Annotated in this window: 18 protein-coding genes and 2 pseudogenes; 10 read left to right on the top strand and 10 right to left on the bottom strand. The window is 70.5% G+C overall.

What is annotated here, in order from left to right:
- Positions 1-58: 58 nt before the first annotated feature.
- Both araB and AMK29_RS15805 read right to left on the bottom strand, forming a co-directional pair.
- Positions 59-1,765, bottom strand: a complete 1,707-nt coding sequence (araB, locus tag AMK29_RS15810; protein ID WP_073813221.1) for a ribulokinase — start codon at positions 1,763-1,765, stop codon at positions 59-61.
- Between the two features lie 377 nt (positions 1,766-2,142).
- On the bottom strand, positions 2,143-3,189 hold the full coding sequence (locus tag AMK29_RS15805; RefSeq protein WP_073813218.1) for a LacI family DNA-binding transcriptional regulator: 1,047 nt from the start codon (positions 3,187-3,189) through the stop codon (positions 2,143-2,145).
- 226 nt (positions 3,190-3,415) lie between these two features.
- Between AMK29_RS15805 and chvE the strand changes: the two genes are divergently transcribed.
- From chvE to mmsB, 3 genes are read left to right on the top strand one after another with little or no spacing between them, the layout of a single operon-like run.
- Positions 3,416-4,525: a multiple monosaccharide ABC transporter substrate-binding protein gene (gene chvE / locus AMK29_RS15800; protein WP_073813215.1), complete on the top strand. Its 1,110-nt coding sequence runs from the start codon at positions 3,416-3,418 to the stop codon at positions 4,523-4,525.
- Positions 4,522-6,165: a multiple monosaccharide ABC transporter ATP-binding protein gene (gene mmsA / locus AMK29_RS15795; RefSeq protein WP_073813213.1), complete on the top strand. Its 1,644-nt coding sequence runs from the start codon at positions 4,522-4,524 to the stop codon at positions 6,163-6,165. The genes chvE and mmsA overlap by 4 nt, the downstream gene beginning before the upstream one ends.
- Positions 6,162-7,406, top strand: a complete 1,245-nt coding sequence (gene mmsB, locus AMK29_RS15790) for a multiple monosaccharide ABC transporter permease (RefSeq protein ID WP_073813210.1) — start codon at positions 6,162-6,164, stop codon at positions 7,404-7,406. The genes mmsA and mmsB overlap by 4 nt, the downstream gene beginning before the upstream one ends.
- 65 nt (positions 7,407-7,471) lie before the next feature.
- On the opposite strand, the gene AMK29_RS15785 is transcribed toward mmsB, so the two are convergent.
- From AMK29_RS15785 to AMK29_RS15765, 5 genes are all read right to left on the bottom strand, one after another.
- Positions 7,472-8,539 carry an aldose epimerase family protein gene (locus AMK29_RS15785; protein WP_073813207.1) on the bottom strand — a complete coding sequence of 356 codons (1,068 nt, stop codon included), beginning with the start codon at positions 8,537-8,539 and terminating at the stop codon, positions 7,472-7,474.
- A gap of 115 nt (positions 8,540-8,654) precedes the next feature.
- Positions 8,655-9,653: a galactofuranose ABC transporter, permease protein YjfF gene (gene yjfF / locus AMK29_RS15780; RefSeq protein ID WP_073813204.1), complete on the bottom strand. Its 999-nt coding sequence runs from the start codon at positions 9,651-9,653 to the stop codon at positions 8,655-8,657.
- Entirely contained in the window at positions 9,650-10,765 is a 1,116-nt protein-coding gene (locus AMK29_RS15775; protein ID WP_073813201.1) for an ABC transporter permease, read from the bottom strand. The genes yjfF and AMK29_RS15775 overlap by 4 nt, the downstream gene beginning before the upstream one ends.
- Positions 10,762-12,321, bottom strand: coding sequence for a sugar ABC transporter ATP-binding protein (locus AMK29_RS15770; protein WP_073813199.1), 1,560 nt, complete (start codon positions 12,319-12,321; stop codon positions 10,762-10,764). Before AMK29_RS15770 ends, AMK29_RS15775 begins: the two co-directional genes overlap by 4 nt.
- Positions 12,322-12,389: 68 nt before the next feature.
- Entirely contained in the window at positions 12,390-13,391 is a 1,002-nt protein-coding gene (locus AMK29_RS15765) for an ABC transporter substrate-binding protein (RefSeq protein ID WP_073813196.1), read from the bottom strand.
- Between the two features lie 400 nt (positions 13,392-13,791).
- On the opposite strand from AMK29_RS15765, the gene AMK29_RS15760 reads away from it, so the two are divergent.
- On the top strand, positions 13,792-14,202 hold the full coding sequence (locus tag AMK29_RS15760; RefSeq protein WP_073813194.1) for an alcohol dehydrogenase catalytic domain-containing protein: 411 nt from the start codon (positions 13,792-13,794) through the stop codon (positions 14,200-14,202).
- On the opposite strand, the pseudogene AMK29_RS37090 reads toward AMK29_RS15760, so the two are convergent.
- Both AMK29_RS37090 and AMK29_RS15750 read right to left on the bottom strand, forming a co-directional pair.
- Positions 14,144-14,610, bottom strand: a pseudogene (locus AMK29_RS37090) (family 1 glycosylhydrolase); the annotation flags it as partial. The gene AMK29_RS15760 and the pseudogene AMK29_RS37090 sit on opposite strands and share 59 nt — an antisense overlap.
- A gap of 64 nt (positions 14,611-14,674) precedes the next feature.
- Positions 14,675-15,645: pseudogene (locus AMK29_RS15750) on the bottom strand (LacI family DNA-binding transcriptional regulator).
- A gap of 403 nt (positions 15,646-16,048) precedes the next feature.
- Between AMK29_RS15750 and AMK29_RS15745 the strand changes: the two are divergent.
- The 4 genes from AMK29_RS15745 to AMK29_RS15730 all read left to right on the top strand — a co-directional run bounded on the left by AMK29_RS15745 (position 16,049) and on the right by AMK29_RS15730 (position 20,431).
- A complete protein-coding gene (locus tag AMK29_RS15745) occupies positions 16,049-17,014 on the top strand; it encodes a glycoside hydrolase family 6 protein (RefSeq protein ID WP_073813191.1) in 966 nt (321 codons plus the stop codon).
- A gap of 106 nt (positions 17,015-17,120) precedes the next feature.
- A complete protein-coding gene (locus tag AMK29_RS36385) occupies positions 17,121-17,276 on the top strand; it encodes a hypothetical protein (protein WP_158071318.1) in 156 nt (51 codons plus the stop codon).
- Between the two features lie 1,176 nt (positions 17,277-18,452).
- A complete protein-coding gene (locus tag AMK29_RS15735; RefSeq protein ID WP_073813187.1) occupies positions 18,453-19,295 on the top strand; it encodes a PP2C family protein-serine/threonine phosphatase in 843 nt (280 codons plus the stop codon).
- A gap of 116 nt (positions 19,296-19,411) precedes the next feature.
- A complete protein-coding gene (locus tag AMK29_RS15730) occupies positions 19,412-20,431 on the top strand; it encodes an MASE1 domain-containing protein (protein WP_073813186.1) in 1,020 nt (339 codons plus the stop codon).
- A 435-nt stretch (positions 20,432-20,866) separates the two neighbouring features.
- Here AMK29_RS15730 and AMK29_RS15725 read toward each other — a convergent pair whose 3' ends face one another.
- Positions 20,867-21,856, bottom strand: coding sequence for a LysR family transcriptional regulator (locus AMK29_RS15725; protein ID WP_079196896.1), 990 nt, complete (start codon positions 21,854-21,856; stop codon positions 20,867-20,869).
- A 160-nt stretch (positions 21,857-22,016) separates the two neighbouring features.
- On the opposite strand from AMK29_RS15725, the gene AMK29_RS15720 reads away from it, so the two are divergent.
- Positions 22,017-22,517, top strand: coding sequence for a hypothetical protein (locus AMK29_RS15720; protein WP_143202895.1), 501 nt, complete (start codon positions 22,017-22,019; stop codon positions 22,515-22,517).
- A 149-nt stretch (positions 22,518-22,666) separates the two neighbouring features.
- The gene (locus AMK29_RS15715) at positions 22,667-23,893 is read left to right on the top strand and encodes a hypothetical protein (protein ID WP_073813183.1); all 1,227 of its coding nucleotides are present in this window, start codon (positions 22,667-22,669) and stop codon (positions 23,891-23,893) included.
- Positions 23,894-23,913 lie beyond the last annotated feature (20 nt).

Raw genomic sequence — 23,913 nt, 5'->3', positions numbered from 1 at the left:
GGAGGTGCTGGGGCGGAGAGGTCGGGCCGATGGAGGCCGGGGCGAAGAGGGGCCCCGGTCAGCCGGTGGTGACGGGGCGTGCGGTGTTGCGGATCCGTCGCAGGCGGTGCAGGAGGAGGTCCGCTCCGATACCGAAGTGGTCGTGCAGGGCGCGGTACTCGTCGAAGAGCGCGTCGTAGGCGTCCGCCCGCGCGGAGTCCGGCACGTACGCGTGGCGCTGGACGCTGCCCATCACGGAGGCGGCGGAACGGACGTCGGGGTAGGCGCCCGCGGCGACGGCGGCGTGGATGGCCGAGCCGAGCGCCGGCCCCTGCTCGGAGGTGCCGACGGACACTGGGCGGCGGAGCACGTCGGCGTAGATCTGCATGAGCAGCGCGTTCTTCCTCAGCCCTCCGGTGACGATGAACTCCTCCACGGGGATCCCGCCGCCCTCGAAGGTCTCGACGATCATCCGGGTGCCGTAGGCGGTGGATTCGAGCAGGGCCCGGTAGACGTCCTCGGGCCGGGTGTCGAGGGTGAGGCCGGCGATGACTCCGGAGAGGTGGTGGTCGACCAGGGTGGAACGGTTGCCGTTCATCCAGTCAAGGGCCACCAGGCCGTGCGCGCCGACCGGCTGGTCGGCGGCCTTGCGGGTCAGGAGTCGGTGGAGGTCCTCGCCCGCTGCCTCGGCCTCGGCGCGGTAGTGGTCCGGGACGCCCTGGCGGAGCCACCAGGCGAAGATGTCGCCGACCGCGCTCTGGCCGGCCTCGTAACCGTAGGCACCCTCGACGATGCCGCCGTCGACGACCCCGCAGATGCCGGGAACCTCGGCGAGGGTGGCGCCGCTGAGTACGTGGCAGGTGGAGGTGCCCATGATGGCGAGCATCCGGCCGTTCTCCACGGCGCCCGCCGCGGGTGCGGCGACGTGGGCGTCGACGTTGCCCGCCGCGACGGCGACACCCTCGGGGAGGCCGGTCCAGTGCGCGGCCCGGCTGCTCAGGGTGCCGACGCGGGAGCCCAACGGGGAGAGGGGGTGCTCCAGGCGGGTGGCGGGGAAGTCGGCGAAGTCCGGGTGGAGTCCGGCGAGGAAGTCGGGCGAGGGGTAGGTCCCGTCCTGGTGAATGCCCTTGTAGCCGGCGGTGCAGGTGTTGCGGGACTCGGCTCCGGTCAGCTGCCAGACGATCCAGTCGGCCGCCTCGATCCAGCGGGCGCAGGCGGCGTAGACGGCCGGGTCCTCTTCCAGGACCTGCAGGGCCTTGGCGTACTGCCACTCGGAGGAGATCTTGCCGCCGTACCGTGCGATCCACTTTTCGCCGCGTGCGTGAGCAAGGGCGTTGATGCGGTCGGCATGGGCCTGGGCCGCGTGGTGCTTCCACAGTTTGGGCCAGGCGTGCGGGCGGTCGGCCCACTCGGGCGTCAGTGCGAGCGGAGTGCCGTCCTGGGCGGTCGGCAGGACCGTGCACGCGGTGAAGTCGGTGGCGATGCCGATGACGCGGGCCGGGTCCACTCCGGCGTCGGCGAGCGCCGCCGGAACAGCGGTACGCAGGACGTCGCGCCAGTCCTCGGGGTGTTGCAGGGCCCAGTCGGGAGGCAGGGGGGCGCCGGTGGAGGGGAGGCGGTCCTCGATGACTGCGTGGCGGTACTCGTGGACCGCCGAACCGAGTTCTGCACCGTCCCGGACCCTCACCACGACGGCGCGCCCGGAGAGGGTGCCGAAGTCGACTCCGATGGTGCATGCCTCGGGCTGGTGAGGGGCTGCGGGGCCGGAAAGGGCGTGTGTGGTCACGATGCGGTCTCTCTCGTCATGAACAAGGCCAGAGGAGCATCCTGATTGTTAACGCTCACAATTGGCTGGGCAAGAGTTGAGTGCAGTTCTGTCGAACATTCGGCAAGAAGAAGCGTTTTCAGAGTGAGCGCTCACCCACCGTCCCGGGGGCAACCCCGGCGTCGCGACCGGCCCGCCGGGAGACGGTAGGGCCGAGCGGACGGAACGGTCGACGGAGCACTTGCGCGGGCGGACCGACGCACGGGCGGACCGACGCGCGTGCGCCGCCGGACGCCGGAATGAGACGGCAGGCCCCAGACAGCAGACACAGCAGACTGAGGACCTGTCACCGGCCTCCAGGGCGGCCGCCAGGAGGCGGTGGGAGAGCCCGCCCCGCGTCAGGATTCGTTCGAGGGGCGCGTGCTCGCGCGCATGATGAGCTGCGGTTCCACCAGGAGGTGCTCGGCCTTCCGGGCGCGACCCTCGATGTGGTCCACCAGCAGCCCGATGCTCCGGCGCCCGATGGCGGCGAAGTCCTGGCGGACCGTCGTCAGCGGCGGAGGGAAGAACTCGGCCTCCGGGATGTCGTCGAAGCCGGCGACGGCGACCTGTCCGGGGGTGCGGATCCCGCCCTCGCGCAGCGCCCGCAGGACGCCGAGCGCCATCTGGTCGTTGGCGACGAAGACGGCCGTGACCGGTGTCACCCCGCGACGGGCCAGGGCGAGTCCCGCGAGTTCCTGTCCCGCCCGGTACCCGGACAGCGGGCTCCAGTCCCCCGTCAGTACGCGCGGAGGGCGGATGCCGCCCTCCTCCAGGACGGTGCGCCATCCCGCGGTGCGGGCCTCGCTCTCCAGCCAGTCGTCGGGACCCGCCACATGCCAGACGTTGCCGTGCCCGGCGGCGAGCAGGTGCTCCGTGACCATGCGGGCGCCGAGTTCCTGGTCGAGGGAGACGCCGGGCAGGTCGAGCTGGTGTCCACCCTCCACGGTGACCACGGGGAAGGGTGCGTCCAGCTCGGCGAGCGCCTGCACGTGCGAGCGTTGCGGGGTGATGGCGACGACGCCCTCCACGCCCCAGGACGCGAGGTGGTCGATGGCGTCCTTGAGCCCCTGCCCCTCTCCCGTGCGCAGACTGACGGTCGAGACGAGGTAGCCCTGCTCCCGGGCCGCCTCCTCCAGGCCGGTCAGGGTGCTGGCAGGGCCGTACAGGGCGGTGTTGACGGCGATGACACCCAGCGTCCTCGTACGGCGGGTCACCAGGGCGCGTGCGGCGGAGTTGCGACGGTAGCCCAGCCGCTCGATGGCCAGGGTGACCTGTTCCCGGGTGGCCGCGCGCACGTTGGGGTGATCGCTCAGCACCCGGGAGACGGTCTGGTGGGAGACCCCCGCCTCTCGTGCGACGTCGGCCATCGTCGGCGGGCGGACGTCTTCCGCGGGATGCGCCACGTTCGCCTCCCTTCTCCGTGCTCACGGCTGGACATCGATGCGAGAAAAACCTTAGCGCCTCTTGTATCACGCTGTTGTGAGCGCTAACAATCAACCTCGACCGGGGCGCCGACGCCCCGGCCACCCAGCCGGAACGGCGCCGTCCCGGTGGTGCGAGCTCACGCGCCGCCGCCGGACCCGTCCCTCGGCCGGAGCCGCCCTCGACGACGGGATTGCCAGGTAGCCCATGAAGAAGTTCCGATCCGCATCCGCCCTCCTGGCCGTGACCACCGGCTGCGCTCTGCTCCTGACAGCCTGCGGGCAGAACAGCGAGGGCGGCAGCCAGGAGTCGAAGGACACGAAGGACCTCACCATCGGCATCGCGATGCCCACCAAATCCTCCGAGCGGTGGATCGCCGACGGCCGCAACATGACCGAAAGCCTGAAGAAGGCCGGCTTCGCCACGACCCTGCAGTACGGCGAGGACGACCCCGACCAGCAGGTCGCCCAGATAGAGAACATGATCACTCAGGGCGTCGACGCCCTGGTCGTGGCCGCCATCAACGGCGAGGCACTGTCCAACGTCCTGCAGCAGGCGGCCGACGCCCACATCCCGGTCATCTCCTACGACCGGCTCATCCTGGGCTCCCCGCACGTCGACTACTACGCCTCCTTCGACAACGAGAAGGTCGGCGAGCTCCAGGCCACGTACATCGTCGAGAAGCTGGGGCTGAAGGCCGGCTCCCAGAAGGGCCCCTTCAACATCGAGTTGTTCGCCGGGTCCAACGACGACAACAACACCAAGTACTTCTTCAACGGCGCCATGAAGGTGCTGAAGCCCTACATGGACAAGAAGCAGCTGGTCGTTCGCTCCGGGCAGACCCAGCTGAACCAGGTCACCACGCTCAGGTGGGACGGCGGTACGGCCCAGAAGCGCATGGACGACCTGCTGACCTCCTCGTACTCCACCGCCCGGGTCGACGCCGTGCTCTCCCCCTACGACGGCATCTCCATCGGCGTCCTGTCCGCCCTGAAGTCCGACGACTACGGGAGCGCCGCCAAGCCGCTGCCGGTCGTCACCGGTCAGGACGCGGAGGTCGCCTCCGTGAAGTCGATCATCGCGGGCCAGCAGACGCAGACCGTCTACAAGGACACACGCACACTCGCGCAGGTCGCCGCAGACATGGTGACCGCCGTCCTCGCCGGCAAGAAGCCCGAGATCAACGACGACGCCACCTACGACAACGGCAAGAAGGTGGTCCCGGCCTTCCTGCTCGATCCGGTCAGCGTCGACAGGACGAACTACCGGAAGGTCCTGGTCGACTCGGGCTACATCGACGCCGGGGAACTGCGGTGACGCCCGCCCCGGCCGACTCCCCCGAGGTTCCCGTCTCCGTCTCGTCCCCGTCCGGCCCCGTCCTCGAGATGCGGTCCATCGCGAAGACCTTCCCCGGGGTCAGAGCACTGTCCGACGTGACCCTGTCCGTGGAGCGCGGCGAGGTGCACGCCCTGTGCGGAGAGAACGGTGCCGGCAAGTCGACGCTCATGAAGGTCCTGTCCGGCGTCCACCCGCACGGCACCTACGAGGGCGAGATCCTCTTCGAAGGCGAGCCGTGCCGGTTCAAGGACATCAGGGCCAGCGAGCGGCGCGGCATCGTCATCATCCACCAGGAGCTCGCACTCGTTCCCTATCTGTCGATCGCCGAGAACGTCTTCCTCGGCAACGAGCCGTCCCGGCGCGGGATCATCGACTGGCACGAGGCGCTGCGCCGTGCTTCCGAACTGCTCAGGCGGGTCGGGCTCGACGAACATCCCGAGACCCGGGTCGCCGACATCGGTGTCGGCAAGCAGCAGCTCGTGGAGATCGCGAAGGCGCTGGCGAAGAACGTCCGCCTGCTGATCCTCGACGAGCCCACCGCGGCGCTCAACGACGAGGACAGCGCGAAACTGCTGCGGCTGATGCGGGAGCTGAAGAGCCAGGGCATCACGTCGATCATCATCTCGCACAAGCTGAACGAGATCGCCCAGATCGCCGACTCCGTCACCATCCTGCGCGACGGGTGCTCCATCGAGACCCTCGATGTCCGGGACCCCGCCACCACCGAGGAACGCATCATCCGCGGCATGGTGGGGCGGGACCTCGACAGCCGGTTCCCCGACCGCACGCCGTACGAGGGCCCGTCCGCCGCCGACCCTGTCCTGGAGATCCGTGACTGGACCGTACGTCACCCCCTCGACCGCGCCCGCAAGGCCGTCGACGGCGTCTCGCTCCAGGTCCGCCGCGGGGAGATCGTCGGCGTCGCGGGACTCATGGGTGCCGGCCGGACCGAACTCGCGATGAGCGTCTTCGGCCGTTCCTACGGCCACTACGAGAAGGGCACCGTACTCAAGGACGGCCGCGAGGTACGGACACGCACGGTCCCCGAGGCGGTCGCCCACGGCATCGCGTACGTCACGGAGGACCGCAAGCACTACGGGCTCAACCTCGGGGACTCCGTGAGCCGGAACATCTCGCTCGCGTCCCTCGGCGCCCTCGCCCGCCGCGGCGTCGTCGACGGGCATGAGGAGCGCAAGGTGGCCGAACGGTACCGGCGGACCATGAACATCAAGGCTCCGAACGTCCTCGAGCCGGTCGGCCGCCTTTCCGGCGGCAACCAGCAGAAGGTCGTTCTCAGCAAGTGGATCCTCGCCGGGCCGGACGTCCTGATCCTCGACGAGCCCACCCGCGGAGTCGACGTGGGAGCCAAGTTCGAGATCTACACCGTGATCGACCGGCTCGCCGCCGAGGGCAAGGCGATTCTCCTCATCTCCTCCGAGCTGCCCGAACTGCTCGGCATGTGCGACCGCGTCTACACCATGGCCGCGGGCCGGCTGACCGGCGAAGTCGCCCGCGAGGACGCCACCCAGGAAGTCCTGATGCGGCACATGACGCAGGACACCCCCGCACCACCGGCGGTCACGGCAGGCGCCACCCCCAGCGAAGGACACCAGGCATGAGCACCGACGTCAGCACGAAAACAACCACACCGGCGCCCCCGGGCCGCGGGGCTCCGTCCACCGGGGCACCGCTGACCCGGGTACTTCTGGACGGCGTCCGGCGGAACATGCGCCAGTACGGGATGCTCTTCGCACTCGGCCTGATCGTGCTCCTGTTCCAGATCTGGACGGGCGGCGACCTCCTGCTTCCGCGGAACGTCTCCAATCTGGTGCTGCAGAACAGCTACATCCTCATCCTGGCCATCGGCATGATGATCGTCATCATCTCCGGGCACATCGACCTGTCCGTGGGCTCCCTGATGGCCCTGGTCGGTGGCATCGGGGCGGTGCTCATGGTCGAGCACCAGGTGCCCTGGCCCGTCGCGGTGCTCCTCACCCTGCTGCTGGGAGCCGTCGCCGGCGCCCTGCAGGGCTTCTTCATCGCGTACGTCGGCATACCGTCGTTCATCGTGACCCTCGCCGGCATGCTGCTGTTCCGCGGACTCACGGAGATCTTCCTCAAGGGGCAGACGCTCGGCCCGTTCCCTGACGGACTGCAGAAGATCGCCAACGGCTTCCTGCCGGAGGTGGGACCGCAGACCAACTACCACAACGGGACCCTGCTCCTCGGCCTGGGACTGGTCGCCTACGTGGTGTTCCAGGAGGTGCGGGACCGCCGTCGCCAACGCGAATTCGCCCTGGAGCCGCTCCCCACGGGCCTGTTCGCGCTGAAGCTGACGGCACTGGTCGCCGCCGTCCTGGTCACCACCCTGCTGCTCGCGAGCTACAAGGGCGCCCCCGTGGTCCTCCTGATCCTGGCCGCGCTGCTGGTCGGCTTCGGCTATGTGATGCGCAACGCGGTGATCGGCCGCCACGTGTACGCGATCGGGGGGAACCTGCCGGCCGCCAAGCTGTCCGGGGTCAAGGACAAGAAGGTGACCTTCGCCGTGTTCCTCAACATGGGAATGCTCGCGGCGCTCGCCGGGCTCGTCTTCGCCGCCCGCTTCAACGCGGCCTCGCCGAAGGCCGGCGTGAACTTCGAACTGGAGGCCATCGCCGCCGCGTTCATCGGCGGGGCGTCGATGAGCGGTGGAGTCGGGACCGTCCTGGGAGCGATCATCGGCGGCCTGGTCCTCGGCGTGCTCAACAACGGCATGAACCTCGTCGGGGTGGGCACCGACTGGCAGCAGGTCATCAAGGGCCTGGTGCTCCTCGCGGCGGTCGGCTTCGACGTGTGGAACAAGCGCAGGGCGGGTGCCTGACACCGCTCCGAACATGGCTGTGCCCGCCGGCTCCTCCGTCGGCGGGCACAGCCATGTCCCCGCGGTCAGTCACAGGTGCCGAACCTCAGGACCGTACTCGACCTGTACTCCTCGCCAGGCCGAAGCACCGGAGACGGGTCACCGGTGCGGTTCGGCGAGTCGGGGAAGTGCTGGGTCTCCAGCGCGATGCCGGCGCCCGCCCCGTAGGGCGTACCGCTCTTGCCGAGGACCGTGCCGTCGAACTGACCCGCGGTGTAGACCTGGAGTCCAGGCTCCGTGGTCAGCACCTCCATGCGGCGGCCGGTGGCCGGCGCGTACAGGACGGCGGCAGGGCGCAGTGCCTCGCCGCCGTGCGGGCTCAAGACGAAGTTGTGGTCGTACCCGCCGTCCGCGCCGGGGCGGGCCAGGGCGTCGGCGATCCTCAGCGGCCGGCGGAGGTCGAACGCGGTGCCGGACACGGGGCGGTGGTCCCCATGGGGAAGGAGGTCGTCGTCGACCGGAGTGTAGTGGGAGGCGTGCACGGCGAGTTCGTGTCCGAGGATGTCGCCGGCGCCTTCGCCGTCGAGGTTGAAATACGCGTGGTTGGTCAGGTTGACGAGGGTGGCCGCATCGGTGACCGCCGAGTAGGTGAAGGCGAGTTCGCCGGCGCGGCTGATGAGACAGCTGACGGTGACGTCCAGGTTTCCCGGGAACCCCTGGTCGCCGTCCGGGCTCCGGAGGCGCAGGAGCACACCGGTCCACTCCGGGGCGTGCACGCTCTCGGCTTCCCAGAGGCGGGTGTCGAAGCCGTCGGTGCCGCCGTGCAGGCAGTGGCCGTTCTCCTGCGTGGTCAGCTGGTACGGCTTCCCGTCCAGGGAGAACCGGCCGTGTGCGATGCGGTTGGCGTAGCGGCCGACGGTGGCGCCGAAGTACCGGGCGGTGGTGGCCGTCCGGGCCGGGTCGTGAGGAGCGAGGACGACGTCGGCCGGGGTGCCGTGCCGGTCCGGCGCCCACAGCCCGTGGAGACGGGCACCACGAGTGTGCACCTCCGCCGTGAGTCCCCCGGGGAAGCCGAAGGTCCATCGCTGTCCGGCGTACGGTTCGGGACGGCAGACCGGAGGGACCCCGGTGACGGGGGACGGTGCTGGGTTCATGGAGGTTCCTTGTCGGCGAGAGGGCGCAGCCGGAAGGGGGCAGGGATGGACCTGCCCCCGCCCCGGGCGCGTTCGTACGCGAATGACGGCTCGGGGTTCGCACTCGGCGAGGGGTCTATTCCGCCTGGCGCGATCCTCCGAAGAGGCGTTGGAGGAGGATGAAGACGAACAGCAGACCGCCGATGACGATGCGGGTCCACCACGAACTGAGCGTGCCCTGGAAGCTGATGATGGTCTGGATCAGACCGAGGACCGTCACGCCCAGGGCGGTTCCCAGAACGAAGCCGGAACCACCGGTCAGCAGCGTCCCGCCGATCACGGCGGCGGCGATGGCGTCGAGTTCCATGCCGACGGCGTGCAGGGCGTAGCCGGACAGCATGTAGAAGGTCAGCAGCAGACCGCCGAGGGCGGAACACAGGCCGCTCACGGCATACACCGCGACCTTGGTGCGCCCTACGGGCAGGCCCATGAGACGGGCTGAGGACTCGTTGCCGCCCAAGGCGTAGACGGTGCGGCCGAAGCGGGTGTGGTGGAGGACGACGAAGGCGAGCACCAGCACGACCAGGGTGATGACCACGGCGGGTGAGACGAACAGGCCCCCGGGCAGGAGCACCCGCGTCTGAGCGATCCGGGTGGTAGTCGGGTCGGTGACGGAGATGGACTCGGTGCTGATCATGTAGCAGAGGCCGCGGGCGAGGAACATGCCCGCGAGGGTGACGATGAAGGGCTGGATCTCGAAGGCGTGGATCACCCAGCCCATGAGGGCACCGCCTCCTGCTCCCACCAGCAGGACCACCGGCACCGCCAAGGCGAGCGGCAGGCCGTTCTGTTCGACGAGCCAGGCCGTCAGCATGGTCGACAGGGCCACCACGGAGCCGACCGAGAGGTCGATCCCGCCGGTGAGGACGACGAACGTCATGCCGATCGCCACGACGAGCAGGAAGCCGTTGTCGATCAGGACGTTGAGCAGGATCTGCGCGGAGAAGAAGCCTTCGTACCGCACGGAGCCGATCGAGAACATCGCGACCAGCAGCGTGGCCGTCACCATGAGCGGCAGGCGGGCGGCGTGCCGTGCCGAGAAGCGGTGGAGCGGTTTGGTGAGGATGGTGCTCACGGGTGGACCTCCTGCCGGCGGGCCGTCAGGTCGTCGGCTGCGGACGCCGGGTCCGGGGCGGCCGTTCGGCGACGGTGTGAGAGGCGCGCGCGGAACGCGGGCGACTGGACGAGACACACGACGACGACGACCAGGGCCTTGAAGACGAGGGTGGTCTCGGGCGGTACGCCGAGGGTGTAGATCGTGGTCGAGAGGGTCTGGATGATCAGCGCACCCAGGACCGTCCCACCGAGGGAGAAGCGACCGCCCGTCAGGGCGGTGCCGCCGATGACGACGGCGAGGATCGCGTCCAGTTCGATCCACAGGCCGGCGTTGTTGCCGTCCGCACTGGACACGTTGGAGCTGATCATCAGGCCGGCCACCGCGGCGCACACGGCGCTGACGACGTAGACCATGACCAGGAGGCCGGTTGCCCGGATGCCGACGAGTCGGCTGGCGACCGGGTTGCCGCCCACCGATTCGATGAGCAGCCCGAGCGCGGTCCGCCGGGTGACGAGGGAGGTGACGGCGACGAGGGCCGCGGCGAGGAGGACGGCGAAGGGGAGGGTGAGCCAGTAGCCGCCGCCGATCATCTTGTAGGTGCTGCTGGACACGCCGATGATCTGGCCGTCGGTGATCAGCTGGGCCACGCCGCGCCCGGCGACCATGAGGACGAGTGTGGCGACGATGGGCTGGACGCCGAGCCGGGCGACGAGGAAGCCGTTCAGCAGTCCGATCCCGGCGGCCACGCCGACCGCCACCGCGATCGCTGACAGGACGGTGGGCACGCTCCCCGGGTCCTTCGCGGTGGCGATGTGCTCGCACGCGAGGGCGCCGGCGATGGCGACCGTCGAGCCGACCGAGAGATCGATGCCCCGGGTGGCGATCACGAGCGTCATGCCGAGAGAGACCAGGATCAGGGGGGCACCGAACTGCAGGATGTCGATCAGGCTGCCGTACAGGTGTCCGTTCTGGACGCGGACGGCGAGGAAGTCATGGGTGAACACGACGTTCCCCGCCAGCAGGGCGGCCAGCACTGCGGCGGGCCAGAACAGGCGGTGCTCGATGAGCCGCCGGATGCCGGGCGCCCGGACCGGACGCCCCCCGGCGCCGGTGTCGTCAGATGGTGTCATGAGGTGGCTCCGGTGGCGATGGCGCCCAGGATCCGGTCGGGCGTCAGGGTCGTGTCATTGGGGAGGGTGGCGACGAGCCGGTGGTCGCGCAGGACGCCGACCCGGTGGCTCAGCCGCAGCACTTCCTCGAGTTCGGCGGAGATGAAGAGGACCGCGGTGCCTTCCGCGGCCAGGCGGGTGACCAGCTTCTGGATCTCCGTCTTGGCGCCGATGTCGATGCCCCGGGTCGGTTCGTCCAGGATCAGCAGATCGGGGTCGGTGAGCAGCCACCGGGCGAGCAGCACCTTCTGCTGGTTGCCCCCGCTGAGGTTGCGGACCTGCGCCTCGGGGGCGGCCGGGCGGATGTCGAGGACCTCGATCCACCGGGCGGCGATCTCTTCCTGCCGGGTGCGGGAGAGGGGCCTGGTCCAGCCGCGTGCGGCCTGGAGGGCGAGCACGATGTTCTCGCGGACGGTGAGCTCGCCGATGAGGCCCTCCGCTTTGCGATTCTCCGAGCAGAAGGCGATCTTGTGGGCGATCGCGGCGCGCGACGAGCGCAGGACGGCGCGCCGTCCGTCGATGCGCAGCTCGCCTCCGTCAGCGTGGTCGGCTCCGAAGAGCAGCCGGGCCGCCTCGGTGCGTCCGGAGCCGAGGAGCCCGGCCAGGCCGATGACCTCGCCGCGGTGGATGTCCAGGTCGTAGGGCTGGACGGCCCCGGCCCGGGCAAGGCCGCGGGCGCTGAGGAAGGGCGCGCCCCCGGAACCGGGGCCGGCCGTGGGGCCGGTGTGGGACGTCGCGGCCAGTTCGTCGAGGATGCGCAGTTCACTGCCGACCATGCGGTGTACGAGGGTGACGGGTGTCAGCTCGTCGATCCGGTACTCGCCTTCGAGACGCCCGTTGCGCAGGACGGTCACCCGGTCGCACAGGTCGAAGACCTGGTCGAGGAAGTGGGTGACGAAGAGGATCGCGACGCCCCGGTCGCGCAGTCTGCGCACCAGGGTGAACAGCTGGGCGACTTCGTCCCGGTCGAGACTGGACGTGGGCTCGTCGAGGATGAGGACCTTCGCCTTGACGTCCACGGCCCGTACGATCGCGACCAGTTGCTGGACGGCGAGGGAGTACGTGCCCAGCGGCATGCGGACGTCGAGGTCGAGTTCCAGTTCGGTGACGAGCCGTGCCGCGCGTTCGTGGAGGGCCGACCAGTGGACCAGCCCCAGGCGCCGGGGTTCACGGCCGATGAGGATGTTCTCGGCGACGGAGAGGTTGGGGCACAGGTTCACCTCCTGGTACACCGTGCTGATTCCGGCGTGCTGCGCTTCCAGCGGTTCGGCGAATCGCTGGAAGCTCCCGTCGACGAAGACCGTTCCCGCGTCGGGTGGGTGGACGCCGGTGAGCACCTTGATGAGGGTGGACTTGCCGGCGCCGTTCTCGCCCATCAGGGCGTGGACCTCGCCGGGGAAGAGACGCAGGTCCACGCCGTCGAGGGCGAGGATTCCGGGGAACACCTTGCGAATGCCCTGGGCCTCCAGGACCGGCCGGTCGGTGCGGGTGGGTGTGGGGGTGGGTGGGGCTGCCATCCGCCCTCCTCTCCTGAGGGGTCGGGGGCGGCGCGAGGACCGCCCCCGGTCCGGTGCGGGCGTCGGGTTCAGTACTGGCGGCCGGGCAGGGCGGCCGCGGCCTGGTCCTGGGTGAAGACGCCCTCCTTGACCTCGACCCGCCGCGGGACGCTCTCCCCCGCCGCGACCTTCTTGGCGAGTTCCATCAGCTGGTCGCCGAGGAGCGGGTTGCACTCGACCACCACGTTGATCTTCTTCTCCCGCATGGCGACGAAGGCGTCCTTGATGCCGTCGACGGAGATCACCTTGATGTCGGTGCCCGGCTTCTTGCCCGCCTCCTCGATGGCCTGGATGGCGCCCAGGGCCATGTCGTCGTTGTGGGCGTACAGGACGTCGATGTCCTTGTGGGACTTGAGGAAGGCCTGCATGACCTCCTTGCCCTTGGCGCGGGTGAAGTCCCCGGTCTGGGACGCGACGACCTTGAACTTGGAGTCGCCCTTGACGACCTCGGCGAAGCCGGCCTTGCGGTCGTTGGCGGGTGCGGAGCCGGTGGTGCCCTGGAGCTCGACGACGTTGACCGGTTCGGAGGTCCCCTCGTACTCCTTCACGAGCCACTTGCCGGCCTCCTGCCCCTCCTTGACGAAGTCGGAGCCGAGGAAGGTCTGGTAGAGGGAGGTGTCCTGCGAGTCGACCGCGCGGTCGGTGAGGATCACCGGGATGCCGGCGCTCTTGGCCTCCTTCAGGACGGTGTCCCAGCCGGACTCCACCACCGGGGAGAAGGCGATGACGTCCACCTTCTGCTGGATGAACGTGCGGATCGCCTTGATCTGGTTCTCCTGCTTCTGCTGCGCGTCGGAGAACTTCAGCGTGATGCCGGCCTTCTCGGCCGCCTCGCGTACGGACTTGGTGTTGGCGGTGCGCCAGCCGCTCTCGGCTCCCACCTGGGCGAACCCGAGCACCAGCTTGCCGTCGGAGGAGCCCTTGCCGGTGCCGCCGGTGGTACCGGTGGGCGCGGGCTCGGTGGTGCAGGCGGTCAGCACACCAGCGGCCAGAACGGCGGCGGTGATGACACGGAGGGCTCTGTGGGCCATGTCGTGGTTCCTTTCGAGGACGTGCGTCGTACAGGGCGGTGCCCTGAAGGGGCCGGGCCCGGCGAAGGTGCGACTGCGCAGCGGTGGTTGCGCTGGGCGGAGGCGGAGTGTGCCTAGGCCCCCGACGACCGGCGGGCTGCCGAACGCGACACATTGTGAGCGCTAACAGACTCGCAACTCAAGGGTTCGTACGGCTGTTACCGGTTTTTGATGCGGAGAGACCCCACACTGCGCAGCCGGTCGCGACCCGAAGATGTGAGCGTTAACAGGCTATCGAGGCGCCTCGAGGCACAGAAGGCCCCGCAGAACGAGGCCCGTTGACACACCCCACCATGCTTCGTATCGCCGCGACACAATTTCAAACGATGCCCCCAGTATCGAACGCCAGGAGTCGCCTCATGTGTCCCACTCCGCCCACCGGCCAGGGCGGCTTCCCGTGAGCCGCCGGGGGAAGGTCGTCCTCCTCGACACTCCCAAGACGATTCGCCTCGTGCAGTCCGTGCCTCGTCAGGCGGGGCCCGGCGAAGCCCACGTGCGCGTGCATGCCGTCGGGATCAGCCGCAGCGACCGGGACACCTATCTGGGCCGCCGGCCCGTTCCGTACGTGCGCTGTCCGGTCACCCCTGGCTACGAGTGGTCAGGCACCGTCACCGCCGTGGGGCGGGGCGCGCCGGCTTCCCTGCTCGGACGCAAGGTCGTGGGCGAAGGGCTGCGGAACCGCGAGACCTACGCGCCCTGCCGCGACGGCGACACCGACCCGCGGAGACGTCGATGCGGCGGGCTGCGTCGACGTCGGACGGTTCCTGGGTGAGCGGCCGGACGTGGTGCAGGTTGAGGGAGAACCGCGGTCCGGGCGGGGGCGGGCAGGGACGCGCGCAGGGCCTCGGTGGCTCGGCCGTGTCCGAGGTTGCGGTGGTGGGCCGCGCGCGGGGCGAGGACTGGGTCGGTGCGGCCCGGGGCGTGGACGCCGGAGGAAGGCCGAGCAGCAGGGCTCGTTGAGCGTGGTCCACATGGAGACCCGGTCGCCCAGCGTGTCGGCAGCCAGCGCCGCGTACTCGCCTAAAGACTCAGCGGTCTCGCGTCCCGTCCAGGCCCCTTCGTTATCCAGCACCTGGGGAAGGTCCCCGGGGTACAGGGTGGCGACGGGCTGGACGCCGACGTCGAGGAGTTCGTCGACGAGCCGGCTGTAGAAGTCACGGCTAGCGGTGTTGGCGGGCCCGCAGGGCGCACGCAGAGCGGGCCGGAGCACGGGCCGTACGCCATGCCGACCGGGGTGCGGTTCGTCAGGCGCTGGCGCGGGTGACCAGACGCGCAGGGAGGATCAATGGGGTGGGGCCTGCCCGTTGATGAGCGCGACGAGCATGCGCGCCATCTCACGACCGAGACCCTCTATGGGCTGGTGCACCGTGGTCAGCGGCGGATCGGAGATCCTGGCCACGGCCAGGTCGTCGAAGCCGATCACGGCGACGTCGGCGGGGACGCGGCGGCCGGCATCACGCAGTGTGCGCAACGCCCCCGCCCCCATGCTGTCGTTGGCGGCGAACACTCCGTCCAGCTCCGGGTGCCGCGCCGACAGCGCCGCCATGGCGGCCGCGCCGCTCGACTCGGTGAAGTCACCGGCTTCCGGCGGATACGGTTCGAGGCCGGCCGCCAGCATGGCGTCCTGATAGCCGCGGTAACGGGCGCGCCCCACCTCGGTGTCCAGCCGCCCACAGATCGTCGCGACCCTGGTCCGGCCGAGCGAGATCAGGTACTCGGTCGCCGCGCGCGCTCCTCCGAGGTTGTCCACGTCCACATACCACCGCGGGACCAAACCGACCGGACGCCCACCGAACACCACGGGGATTTCCGCCTCTTCCGCCATGCATGCCAGCGGATCCTCTTCGCGCAGCGCCATCAGCATCACCCCGTCGGCCCCCTTGGACCGGAGAAGCTGCTCCACGCGCCGGCGCCCCCGGTCGGAGGCCGTCAGACACAGCATCAGGTGCAGATTGGCCTCGTCCAGCGCGGCCGAGGCACCCACGATCACCTGAGCGAAGAACGGGTCCGCGAAGATCGACGGATCCTCTCCCGAGACGACCAGGGCGGCCGCACCGATCTGACGGGTCGCCAGCGCCCGGGCGGTCGGATTCGGCACGTATCCGAGTTGCCGGACCGCCCGTCCGACGGCCTCGCGTTTCGCGCGGCTGACGTGCGGGGCGTTGTTGAGCACACGCGAGGCCACCGATCGCGAGACGAGGGCCAGTTCGGCCACCTCGTCAAGTGTCGACTGCCGGTTCGGCACACCGTGCGCCGTGAGCTGCCCTCCTCCCTCCGCCTGAACACCGGGCAGGCTGGAAGCGCTTCCGGTTTCAGGACTGTAAACCCGTCCCCTCGTCCTGGAAGTGCTTTGCAACTGGGCACACTTGACAGTCACGACGGGCGCATCACACGATACGGCCACACCTCGGCCCCACAGGACATGGCCTGGGAACGCTTCCAGTGGGAGCGCTCCCACGGGCTCTTGTGCGCCCGGAGTGCGCTGGTGTCCCCGCCGGGGCGCCGCCTCCGTGAGGCGGCGCACGGGGAAGTTCGTACCACCGCAATTCCTCACCGCGTCGCACCGCTCGGGACGAGAGCGGTCGACGCGTCCGCCGTCAGGAAATCGAGGTACAGCCATGCGCCGCAGAATCCGCGCCCTCGTCGCAGCCCTCTCCGCACTGCCGTTGGCGCTCGTCGTCACCCCGTCCGCCCACGCGGCGGATCCCACCACCATGACGAACGGGTTCTACACGGACCCGGACTCCAGCGCGAGGAAGTGGGTCGCCGCCAACCCCGGCGACGGCCGGGCCCCCGCGATCAACACCTACCTCGCCAGCACCCCCATGGCCCGCTGGTTCGGCGCCTGGAGCGGCACCATCGGCACCGCGGCGGGCGCGTACGTCGGCGCGGCGGACCACCACGACAAGCTGCCCCTCCTGGTCGCGTACAACATCTACCTCCGCGACTCCTGCGGCGGGCACTCCGGAGGCGGAGCCTCGTCGGCCTCCGCCTACTCGACCTGGATCGCGCAGTTCGCCGGCGGGATCGCGGGCCGCCCGGCCGTCGTCGTCCTCGAACCCGACTCCCTCGCGGACTACGGTTGCCTGAACCAGACCCAGATCCGCGAACGCCAGGGCATGATCAGCGGCGCCCTCGCCGAGTTCAACCGCCAGGCCCCCAACACGTGGGTCTACCTCGACGCCGGCAATCCCGGCTGGGTGAGCGCGGCAACGATGGCCCAGCGCCTCCACGAGGCCGGGGTCCGACAGGCGCACGGCTTCTCCCTCAACATCTCGAACTACTACACCACCGACCAGAACACCGCCTACGGCCACGCCGTCAACAGCGAACTGGCCGCACGCTACGGCTACACCAAGCCGTTCGTCGTCGACACCAGCCGCAACGGCAACGGCTCCAACGGCGAGTGGTGCAACGCGGCGGGCCGCCGCACCGGCACGCCCACCCGACTGGGCGGGGGCGCCGAGATGCTGCTGTGGATCAAGGCCCCGGGCGAGTCCGACGGCAACTGCGGCGTAGGAACCGGCTCCACGGCCGGCCAGTTCCTCCCGGAGGCCGCCTACAAGATGATCTACGGCTACTAACGTCCGACTCCTGTGGCCCGGACTCCGCCGCCCCGGGACCGGGCCACAGGCGCCCCCGGCACTCCACACCCCCCGGCACCCTCCGCCCCTCCGACCAGGAGCCCGCATGGAGCCACGACCCCTACGGCGCCGTACGAGCGCGGCGCTCGCGGCGCACGCGGCATGTGCCGCCCTCATCGCGACGCAAGGACAGGCGCAGGCCGCACCCGCCACGGACCCGCTCACCCCGGCCACCAGGTTCTACATGGACCCGGACAGCTAGGGCGCCGAGCAGGCGCTCACCGACCTCGGGAACGGAGACTTCGCGAACGCCGCGAACATGGCTAGGCTCGCGAGCCGGCCGCAGGCCGAGTGGTTCACCGAGTGCACACCCGACGAGGTCCGGGGCCAAGGTGAGAAGCCTCGTCCGGTCCGCGTACTCCATGTAGCCGCTGGCATTGTGATCCGTCACATCGTCCGGGAGGAAGATCGGTGCCGAGGACTCGGCCGTCCGAACCCCACGAGGGTCACCCCGCCCTCTCGGCCGCGACCCGGCCCTCGCCGCCCGGTGCGAGGGCCGGGTGAACCGGCTCGCGCGCCGCATGGCCCCGTGCGAGCGGCTGCCCGGATACAGCGGACTCCCCACCGCCGTGAAGGACGTGGAGGTCACCGCGACGGTCCGCCACGGGCTGCGCCTCTTCCTGCACCGCGCACGCGACGGGCGGACCGACGCCGGGGACTACCGCCTTTTCCGGGAACGGGCCACCCAGCGCGCCGACGAGGGGATGCCCCTGCATACCCTGCTGCGCAGCCACTCCAGGCCGTCCACGTCCTCTGGCAGGCCTCAGGGACGAGAACCGCCGCCGGCGAGGAGGGCGCGCTCCTGGAACTCGTCGACCTCCTCCTCCCCGGCCACGCGGCCGTCATCGGAACCGTCGCCGAGACCTGTCTCGACGAGCAGGCCGCGCTAGGGGGGCAGGTGCACGGGAGTGCTCCTCCAGGGCTGGTGCGGGGGCGCGCGGAGCAGGCCGACGGCCGCGCCGGCGGCGAGGAGGACCGGCGCAGAACGCTTCGCGCCCGGGGGACGAGGGTGTGGTTCGTGGTCATGCCCGGCTTCCTCGGGGCCGCCCGGTGCCTTGCCGCCAGGTCAGTCAGGCACGGGACCGGGCGCCCGGTGCGGCGGGTGACCGCCCGGCGAGTCGCGCGGCGCCGGCCTGGTCGGCCCGGACGGAGGTCAAGGGCGGAGCGATGCCATCGATCTCGCCGAACCGCAATTGGTTTCCGGCGGTGTGGGGTGGCCCCCCTGGGATCCGCCGTGTTCTCCGCCGATGAGATGCGGACGCTGTCCCCTCCGGGCAGAGTGGGAAGGACCTGTTCGTACCGAGGTGGTCCTCTGGGGTCCGCGTGCTGGAGACCGAGACGAAGTGATGCGAGGATTATCGTGACGTCGGAGTGATCGATGTTCCGCAGACAGCCGGACGACAGCAGCGAGGACCTTCTCATCCGGCTCGGGTCGCTGACCGCCAGGGCGCGGGAGCTGGCCGAGACACAGCGTTCCCGTGTCGAGCTGGCCGTGGCCCTGCAGCGCGGCATGCTGCCCTCGGACCTGCCCAGTTTTCCGGGCGCCCGGCTGGCCGTCCGCTATGAGCCCGCGAACCACGGGCTCAACGTCGGCGGTGACTGGTACGACGCCTTCTCCCTGCCCGGCGGGCAGATCGGCATGTCCATCGGTGACGTGCAGGGACACAACATCGAGGCCGCCGCCTTCATGGGACAGGTCCGCGTGGCACTGCGCGCGCTGGCCTCCGTCACCGGAGACCCGGGAGAGCTGCTCGGTCGCACCAACGACCTGCTCATCTCTCTGGACGCCGACCTCTTCGCCACCTGCACCTTCCTGCGGCTCGACTGCGCTGCCGGCACCCTGGAGTGCGCCCGGGCCGGTCACATCCCCCACATCTGGGCCACCACCGACGGCCGCTCCGGCATCGACGACAGCGAGGGCGGGCCTCCGCTCGGTGTGCTCCGCGGCGTCGACTACCCGGCCACGCGCCACCGGCTCACCGCCGACGGTGTCTTCGTCCTCCTGACCGACGGTGTGGTGGAGGGGCCCTCGCTCCACATCGACGAGGGTCTGGACCGGGTGACGCGGCTCGCCGGGATCGCCGCCGTCGCCGGGCTGGACGTCGACGCGCTCGCCACCGCCGTCATGAAGCTGGCGGCCACGGTGGGGCACGAGGACGACGCGGCCGTCCTGGTCGTCGGCCATGACGGCGGTCCGGCCCGGCCGGCGGCCAAGGAGTAAGGGGAGGAGGCTCGTTTCGGGCCGGGTCGGTCCTCGGACCCGGCCCGGCCCCGGGCGGACGGTGGCGCCCGACACGCAGGGGCCTTGCCCGGTCGTGGCGGTCCGGCCGGTGTCTGATGGCTGACGTGTTGGATATTCGGCAGTTCCGGTCCTCTACGAAGGCGGCTCTGATGTCGCTGGCCGTGGCGGTCTGCTACTACGCGGCCGGACGACTCGGCCTCATGGGCCGCCTCGTCGTCGAAGGCGTGGTGGTCACCCCCATCTGGCCTCCCACCGGCGTCGCCGTCGCCGCCCTGCTGCTGCTCGGCGCGCGGGTCTGGCCTGGGATCGCCCTCGGTTCCTTCCTCGTCATCGCCTCCCTCACCACTCCGGGGCCCACCACGGTGGTCACCGTGGTCAGCAACACCGCCGCTCCGCTCTGCGCCTTCCTGCTGCTGAGACGGGCCGGCTTCCGGCGCGACATGGCGCGGCTGCGGGACGGACTCTCCCTGGTCTTCCTCGGCGGGTTCGGCGCCATGCTGATCAGCGCGACCGCGGGGGTCGGACTGCAGGTGGCGAAGGGCTCCCTGGACGAGAACGAGTTCTGGCCCGTCTGGCTGGCCTGGTGGGTGGGCGACACGATGGGGGTGCTGCTCGTCGCCCCGCTCCTGCTCGTCCTCGCGGGGCCGGCCGGACGGTTCCGGGTACGGCGCTGGAAGGAGGCGACCTTTCTGGGGCTGACTACCCTGGTCCTCATGCCCATGGCCGTGCTCAGCCCGATGAGCATGCTGTTCCTCGTCTTCCCCCTGCTGATCTGGGCAGCGCTCCGCTTCCAGCTCGCCGGAAGCATGCTGTGCGCGCTCTTCGCCTCCGTGCTCACCACCTTCGAGGCGACCTCCGGGCGGGGCGCGTTCCTCCACCTGACGGACGTCGAGATCATGACCAAGCTCCAGGCGTTCAACGGTTCCGCCGCCCTGACCGCCCTGCTTCTCGCCTCCGTCATCACCGAGCAGCGCGCGACCCGCCGGTCGGTGCGCCGCGCCTGCCAGGAACTGGCGGAGGTCCTGGAGCACCTCGCGGCGGGCGAGCCCTCACCGGGTCCACCCGGCACCGCCGAGAGCCGGGCGGCCCCACCCGGCGGGCACCGGAATCCGTGACACCCGCGCCGGAGCCGACGCAGGGATCAGGAGACGTACAGCGCCTGCAGGGCATGGGAACTGTCCGGCGCCGACAAGCTGGTGCGTGTTCGCGTCGGACCATCTCTCCGCATGGGGCGCGCGGCCGCGTCCACGCGCCGGCCCGTCCAGGATTCGCGCCGCACTGCTCTCCAGAACCCATTCCTCGGTCCGCGAGTTCTCTCTCGCGCGTGCGCGCTCACTTCCCGCGCTCGTCCGCCTGATCGACGGGTCGGTCTTCACTCTTCACGACAGCCGTCGCCCGCATCCTGATCGAGACCGCGGCGGCGACAGCACCTTCCCGACGACGGCCGCCCCGGGCGCGGGCCCAGGCCCTCCTGCCGTGGGCCGCCCGGACGCTGAGGGGACAGCGGCCGGGACCCCGCGCCCGGAGTGGCCGCGACCTGTGACGTGGGGTCAGTCCTCGGCTCGGCTCCTGCCCCGGCCGGCCCCCCGGCCCCGCGCCGAGGCCACGTGTCCGGCAGCTGCCACCACGGCCTCGATGAGCGGTTCCGTACGGTTCTCCCTCAGCCAGGCGAGGCCCGCCGTTGACGGGGGGAGGTCCGTGACCTCGACGTAGCGGATGCCGGGGCGAGGGAAGAGGTCCCGCGCGGCGGCCGGCAGGAAGCACATGCCCTTGCCCTGGGCCACGAGGTGCAGAAGGCCCTCCAGGTCCGAGGCGACGGGTCCGTAGCGGACCGGGGTGCCGTCGGGTCGCGGGTCGGCGGCCCAGAAGTCCCACCAGAGCCGTGGCACCTGCGGCGGGACGTCGATCACCGGGTGGCGCGCCAGCTCGGCGAGGGTGATCCGGTCGCGGTCCACGAGCGGGTCGCTCGCGGAGAGACAGGCCACCCTCGGTTCTGTGGCCAGGTGTTGCACCTCGATGCCGGGCGGGACCGGTGGACGGAGGAAGGCAACATCGATGTCATGGCGGAACAGGGCGTCGAAGTGGTCGGCGAAGTGGAGGCTGCGCACGTCGACCTGGACCAACGGGTGCCGTTCGTGGAGGAGACGCAGTACGGCGTGCGTATAGGGCATCGCCGCTTCCGCGCCGATGGTGCCGACGACGAGCCGTCCGGAGAGCCTGCGCGCCTGGGTCGAAGCGCTGCGGCTCAGCCGGTCCATGGCCGCCACCACGCCGCGCGCGTCCGCCAACAGCACCCGGCCCTGCGGGGTGAGCGTCACGGCCCGGCTCGAACGGTCGAACAGCCGCACCCCGAGGCGTTTTTCCAGGTCTCTGATCTGCTGGCTCAGCGCCGACTGCGTGATGAACAGCCGGGCGGCGGCGCGCGAGAAGTGAAGTTCCTCCGCGAGGGCGACGAACAGCCGGAGTTGATGGGCGCTCGGCGTCCGCGGGTCGGGGCCCGTCGGCGCGGCGCCCCCAGCGGCCGTTCCGCCAGTAACCATGATGAATCCCTTATCGATCGTCTTGCATGTCGCATGGCCACAAGCGATGACATGGACGGAGTGCGAGTGGAAGGCTCGGCTCTGAAGCGACGCCCCGTGACAACTCCTCGGTTCCGCAGGGCCGTCCGACCATTGCTTTCTCGACAACGGGGGCCGAAACATGTCTGTGAGAAAAGCGGTGGCGATGCTCGCCGCCCTCCTGGCCGTGCTCTTCAGCGCCGGCGCCGTTCAGGCGTCGTCACCGCAGGCCGGCACGACCACCCGGGCGGTGCGGAGCGCGCCGCCTGCGGCCGAGGCCGCGCCCCTCGCGGCCCAGGCATCGTGCACCGCCCGCAACGTCAGCCACTACGACGCGTACACGGGGCGCACCTGGACGCGTGACTGGGTGTGCGGCAATCGTGCCGGCGCCCCGCTGCGCGGCTGCGGCAGCTTCATCCCCGCGTGCCCGGTGATCGGCTGGATCGACACCTCGACGAGCTGGTTCGTGTGCTGGGCCAGCGGCCCCCCGCACAGCGGCGGCAACAACATCTGGTACTACACCATGGGTGACCGCATCGCTCCCGGTCAGGACGGCAACCACGGGTGGGGCTTCATCCCCGCCGTCGACGTGTGGACGTCGATAGATCCCTGGCCCGGCATGACGGAGTGCAACATCCCGTAGGCCGCCGGGAGTCGTCCGCCCGGCAGGCTCCGGTGGAGCCCCTCGCGACCCGCCAGGGGCTCCGTGCCGCGCTCCCGCCGCCTCGTGCGCCGGCCCTTTCCGAGACCCCCGGCAGCCCGCTATCCCACCAAGCGAGGACCCCTCACGCCATGCTCCGCATCACCAGACACTCCCACGCCACCGCTCGCCGTACGCCTCGGCGCCTGCTCGCCGCGACCGCGGCCTTCTTCTCCCTCTCCTTCACCGGCGCGGCGCTCCCGCACTCCGTCGCGGCCGCGACGGAACCGACGGGTGACACCGTGTCGGCCACGCCCGCGAGCCCCCAGGTGCCCGCGGGGGTCACGGCAGGCGTGGCCGTGTTCGACCGGCAGACCGGGACGTTCACCGAACAGCTCGCCCCGGCCGCCACGTTCCGGTCCGCGTCGGTCGTCAAGCTCCTGCTCGCCCTCGACTTCCTGTGGAACCGCAGCCCCGACACCATCCCGGCCGCCGACCGCACGCGGCTGGACGTCATGCTCCGCAGCAGTCAGGACGCCGCCGCCAACCACTACTGGTCGACCTACGGCGGGCCGGCGATCGTCGAACGCATGGTCACGCGGCTCGGGCTCGCCGACACCGCTCCCCCGCCCGCAGGCTACGAGGGGTACTGGGGCTACACGGCCATGTCGGCCCGCGACACCGTGAAGACCTACCGACACATCCTGGAGTCCGCCTCCGCGCCGGTTCGTGACTTCATCATGGAGCGTCTGCGCCAGTCGACCCGGTGCGCGTCGGACTCCTTCGACCAGCATTTCGGCATCGCCGCCGCGTTCGACCGCCCGTGGGCCGTGAAACAGGGCTGGTCGGGGAAGTACGCGAAGGGGAACTGCGGCTCCGTAAGCGCCACCGCGGCTGGTGGCGTCGACACCTCGGCCCCCGCGTCCGCCGGCGCGGGTGACGCCGGCGTCGACCTGAGCCGACCGGCGCTGCACACGACCGGCACCGTCGGAGCCGGTGACCGTTCGATCGTGGCCGTCCTCACCCTGCACCAGGACGGCACGTCGTACGGAAAGGCGTACACCGACCTCGGTCGGCTGACCCGTTCCCTGAACGTTCCCGGCGGCACGGCGCCGAAGGGGAAGTGGTACGGGACCTGGGGTCAGGACGTCGCCGTCCGGTCGGAACCGGTCGTCGGGGACAACCTGCTGACCCGGCTCCCGCCCGGCGTGGAGGTGCTGGTGGGCTGCCAGAAGAAGGGGCAGCTCGTCTCCGTACCGCCGTACACCAACGACTGGTGGGCGTATCTGCCGCAGTACGGGGGCTACGTCACCAACATCTACATCAGCCATCCGGACAACCAGTTGCCTGACGTACCGCTGTGCACGAATCAGAAGTGAGCCCGGGGATTCCCGGAGAA

Origin of the sequence: Streptomyces sp. CB02261 (assembly GCF_001905665.1) — a bacterium.
In the GTDB taxonomy this organism is placed as follows: Bacteria; Actinomycetota; Actinomycetes; order Streptomycetales; family Streptomycetaceae; genus Streptomyces.
Note: the sequence above shows the minus strand (reverse complement) of the source record. Positions and strands in the feature narration are given on the sequence as shown.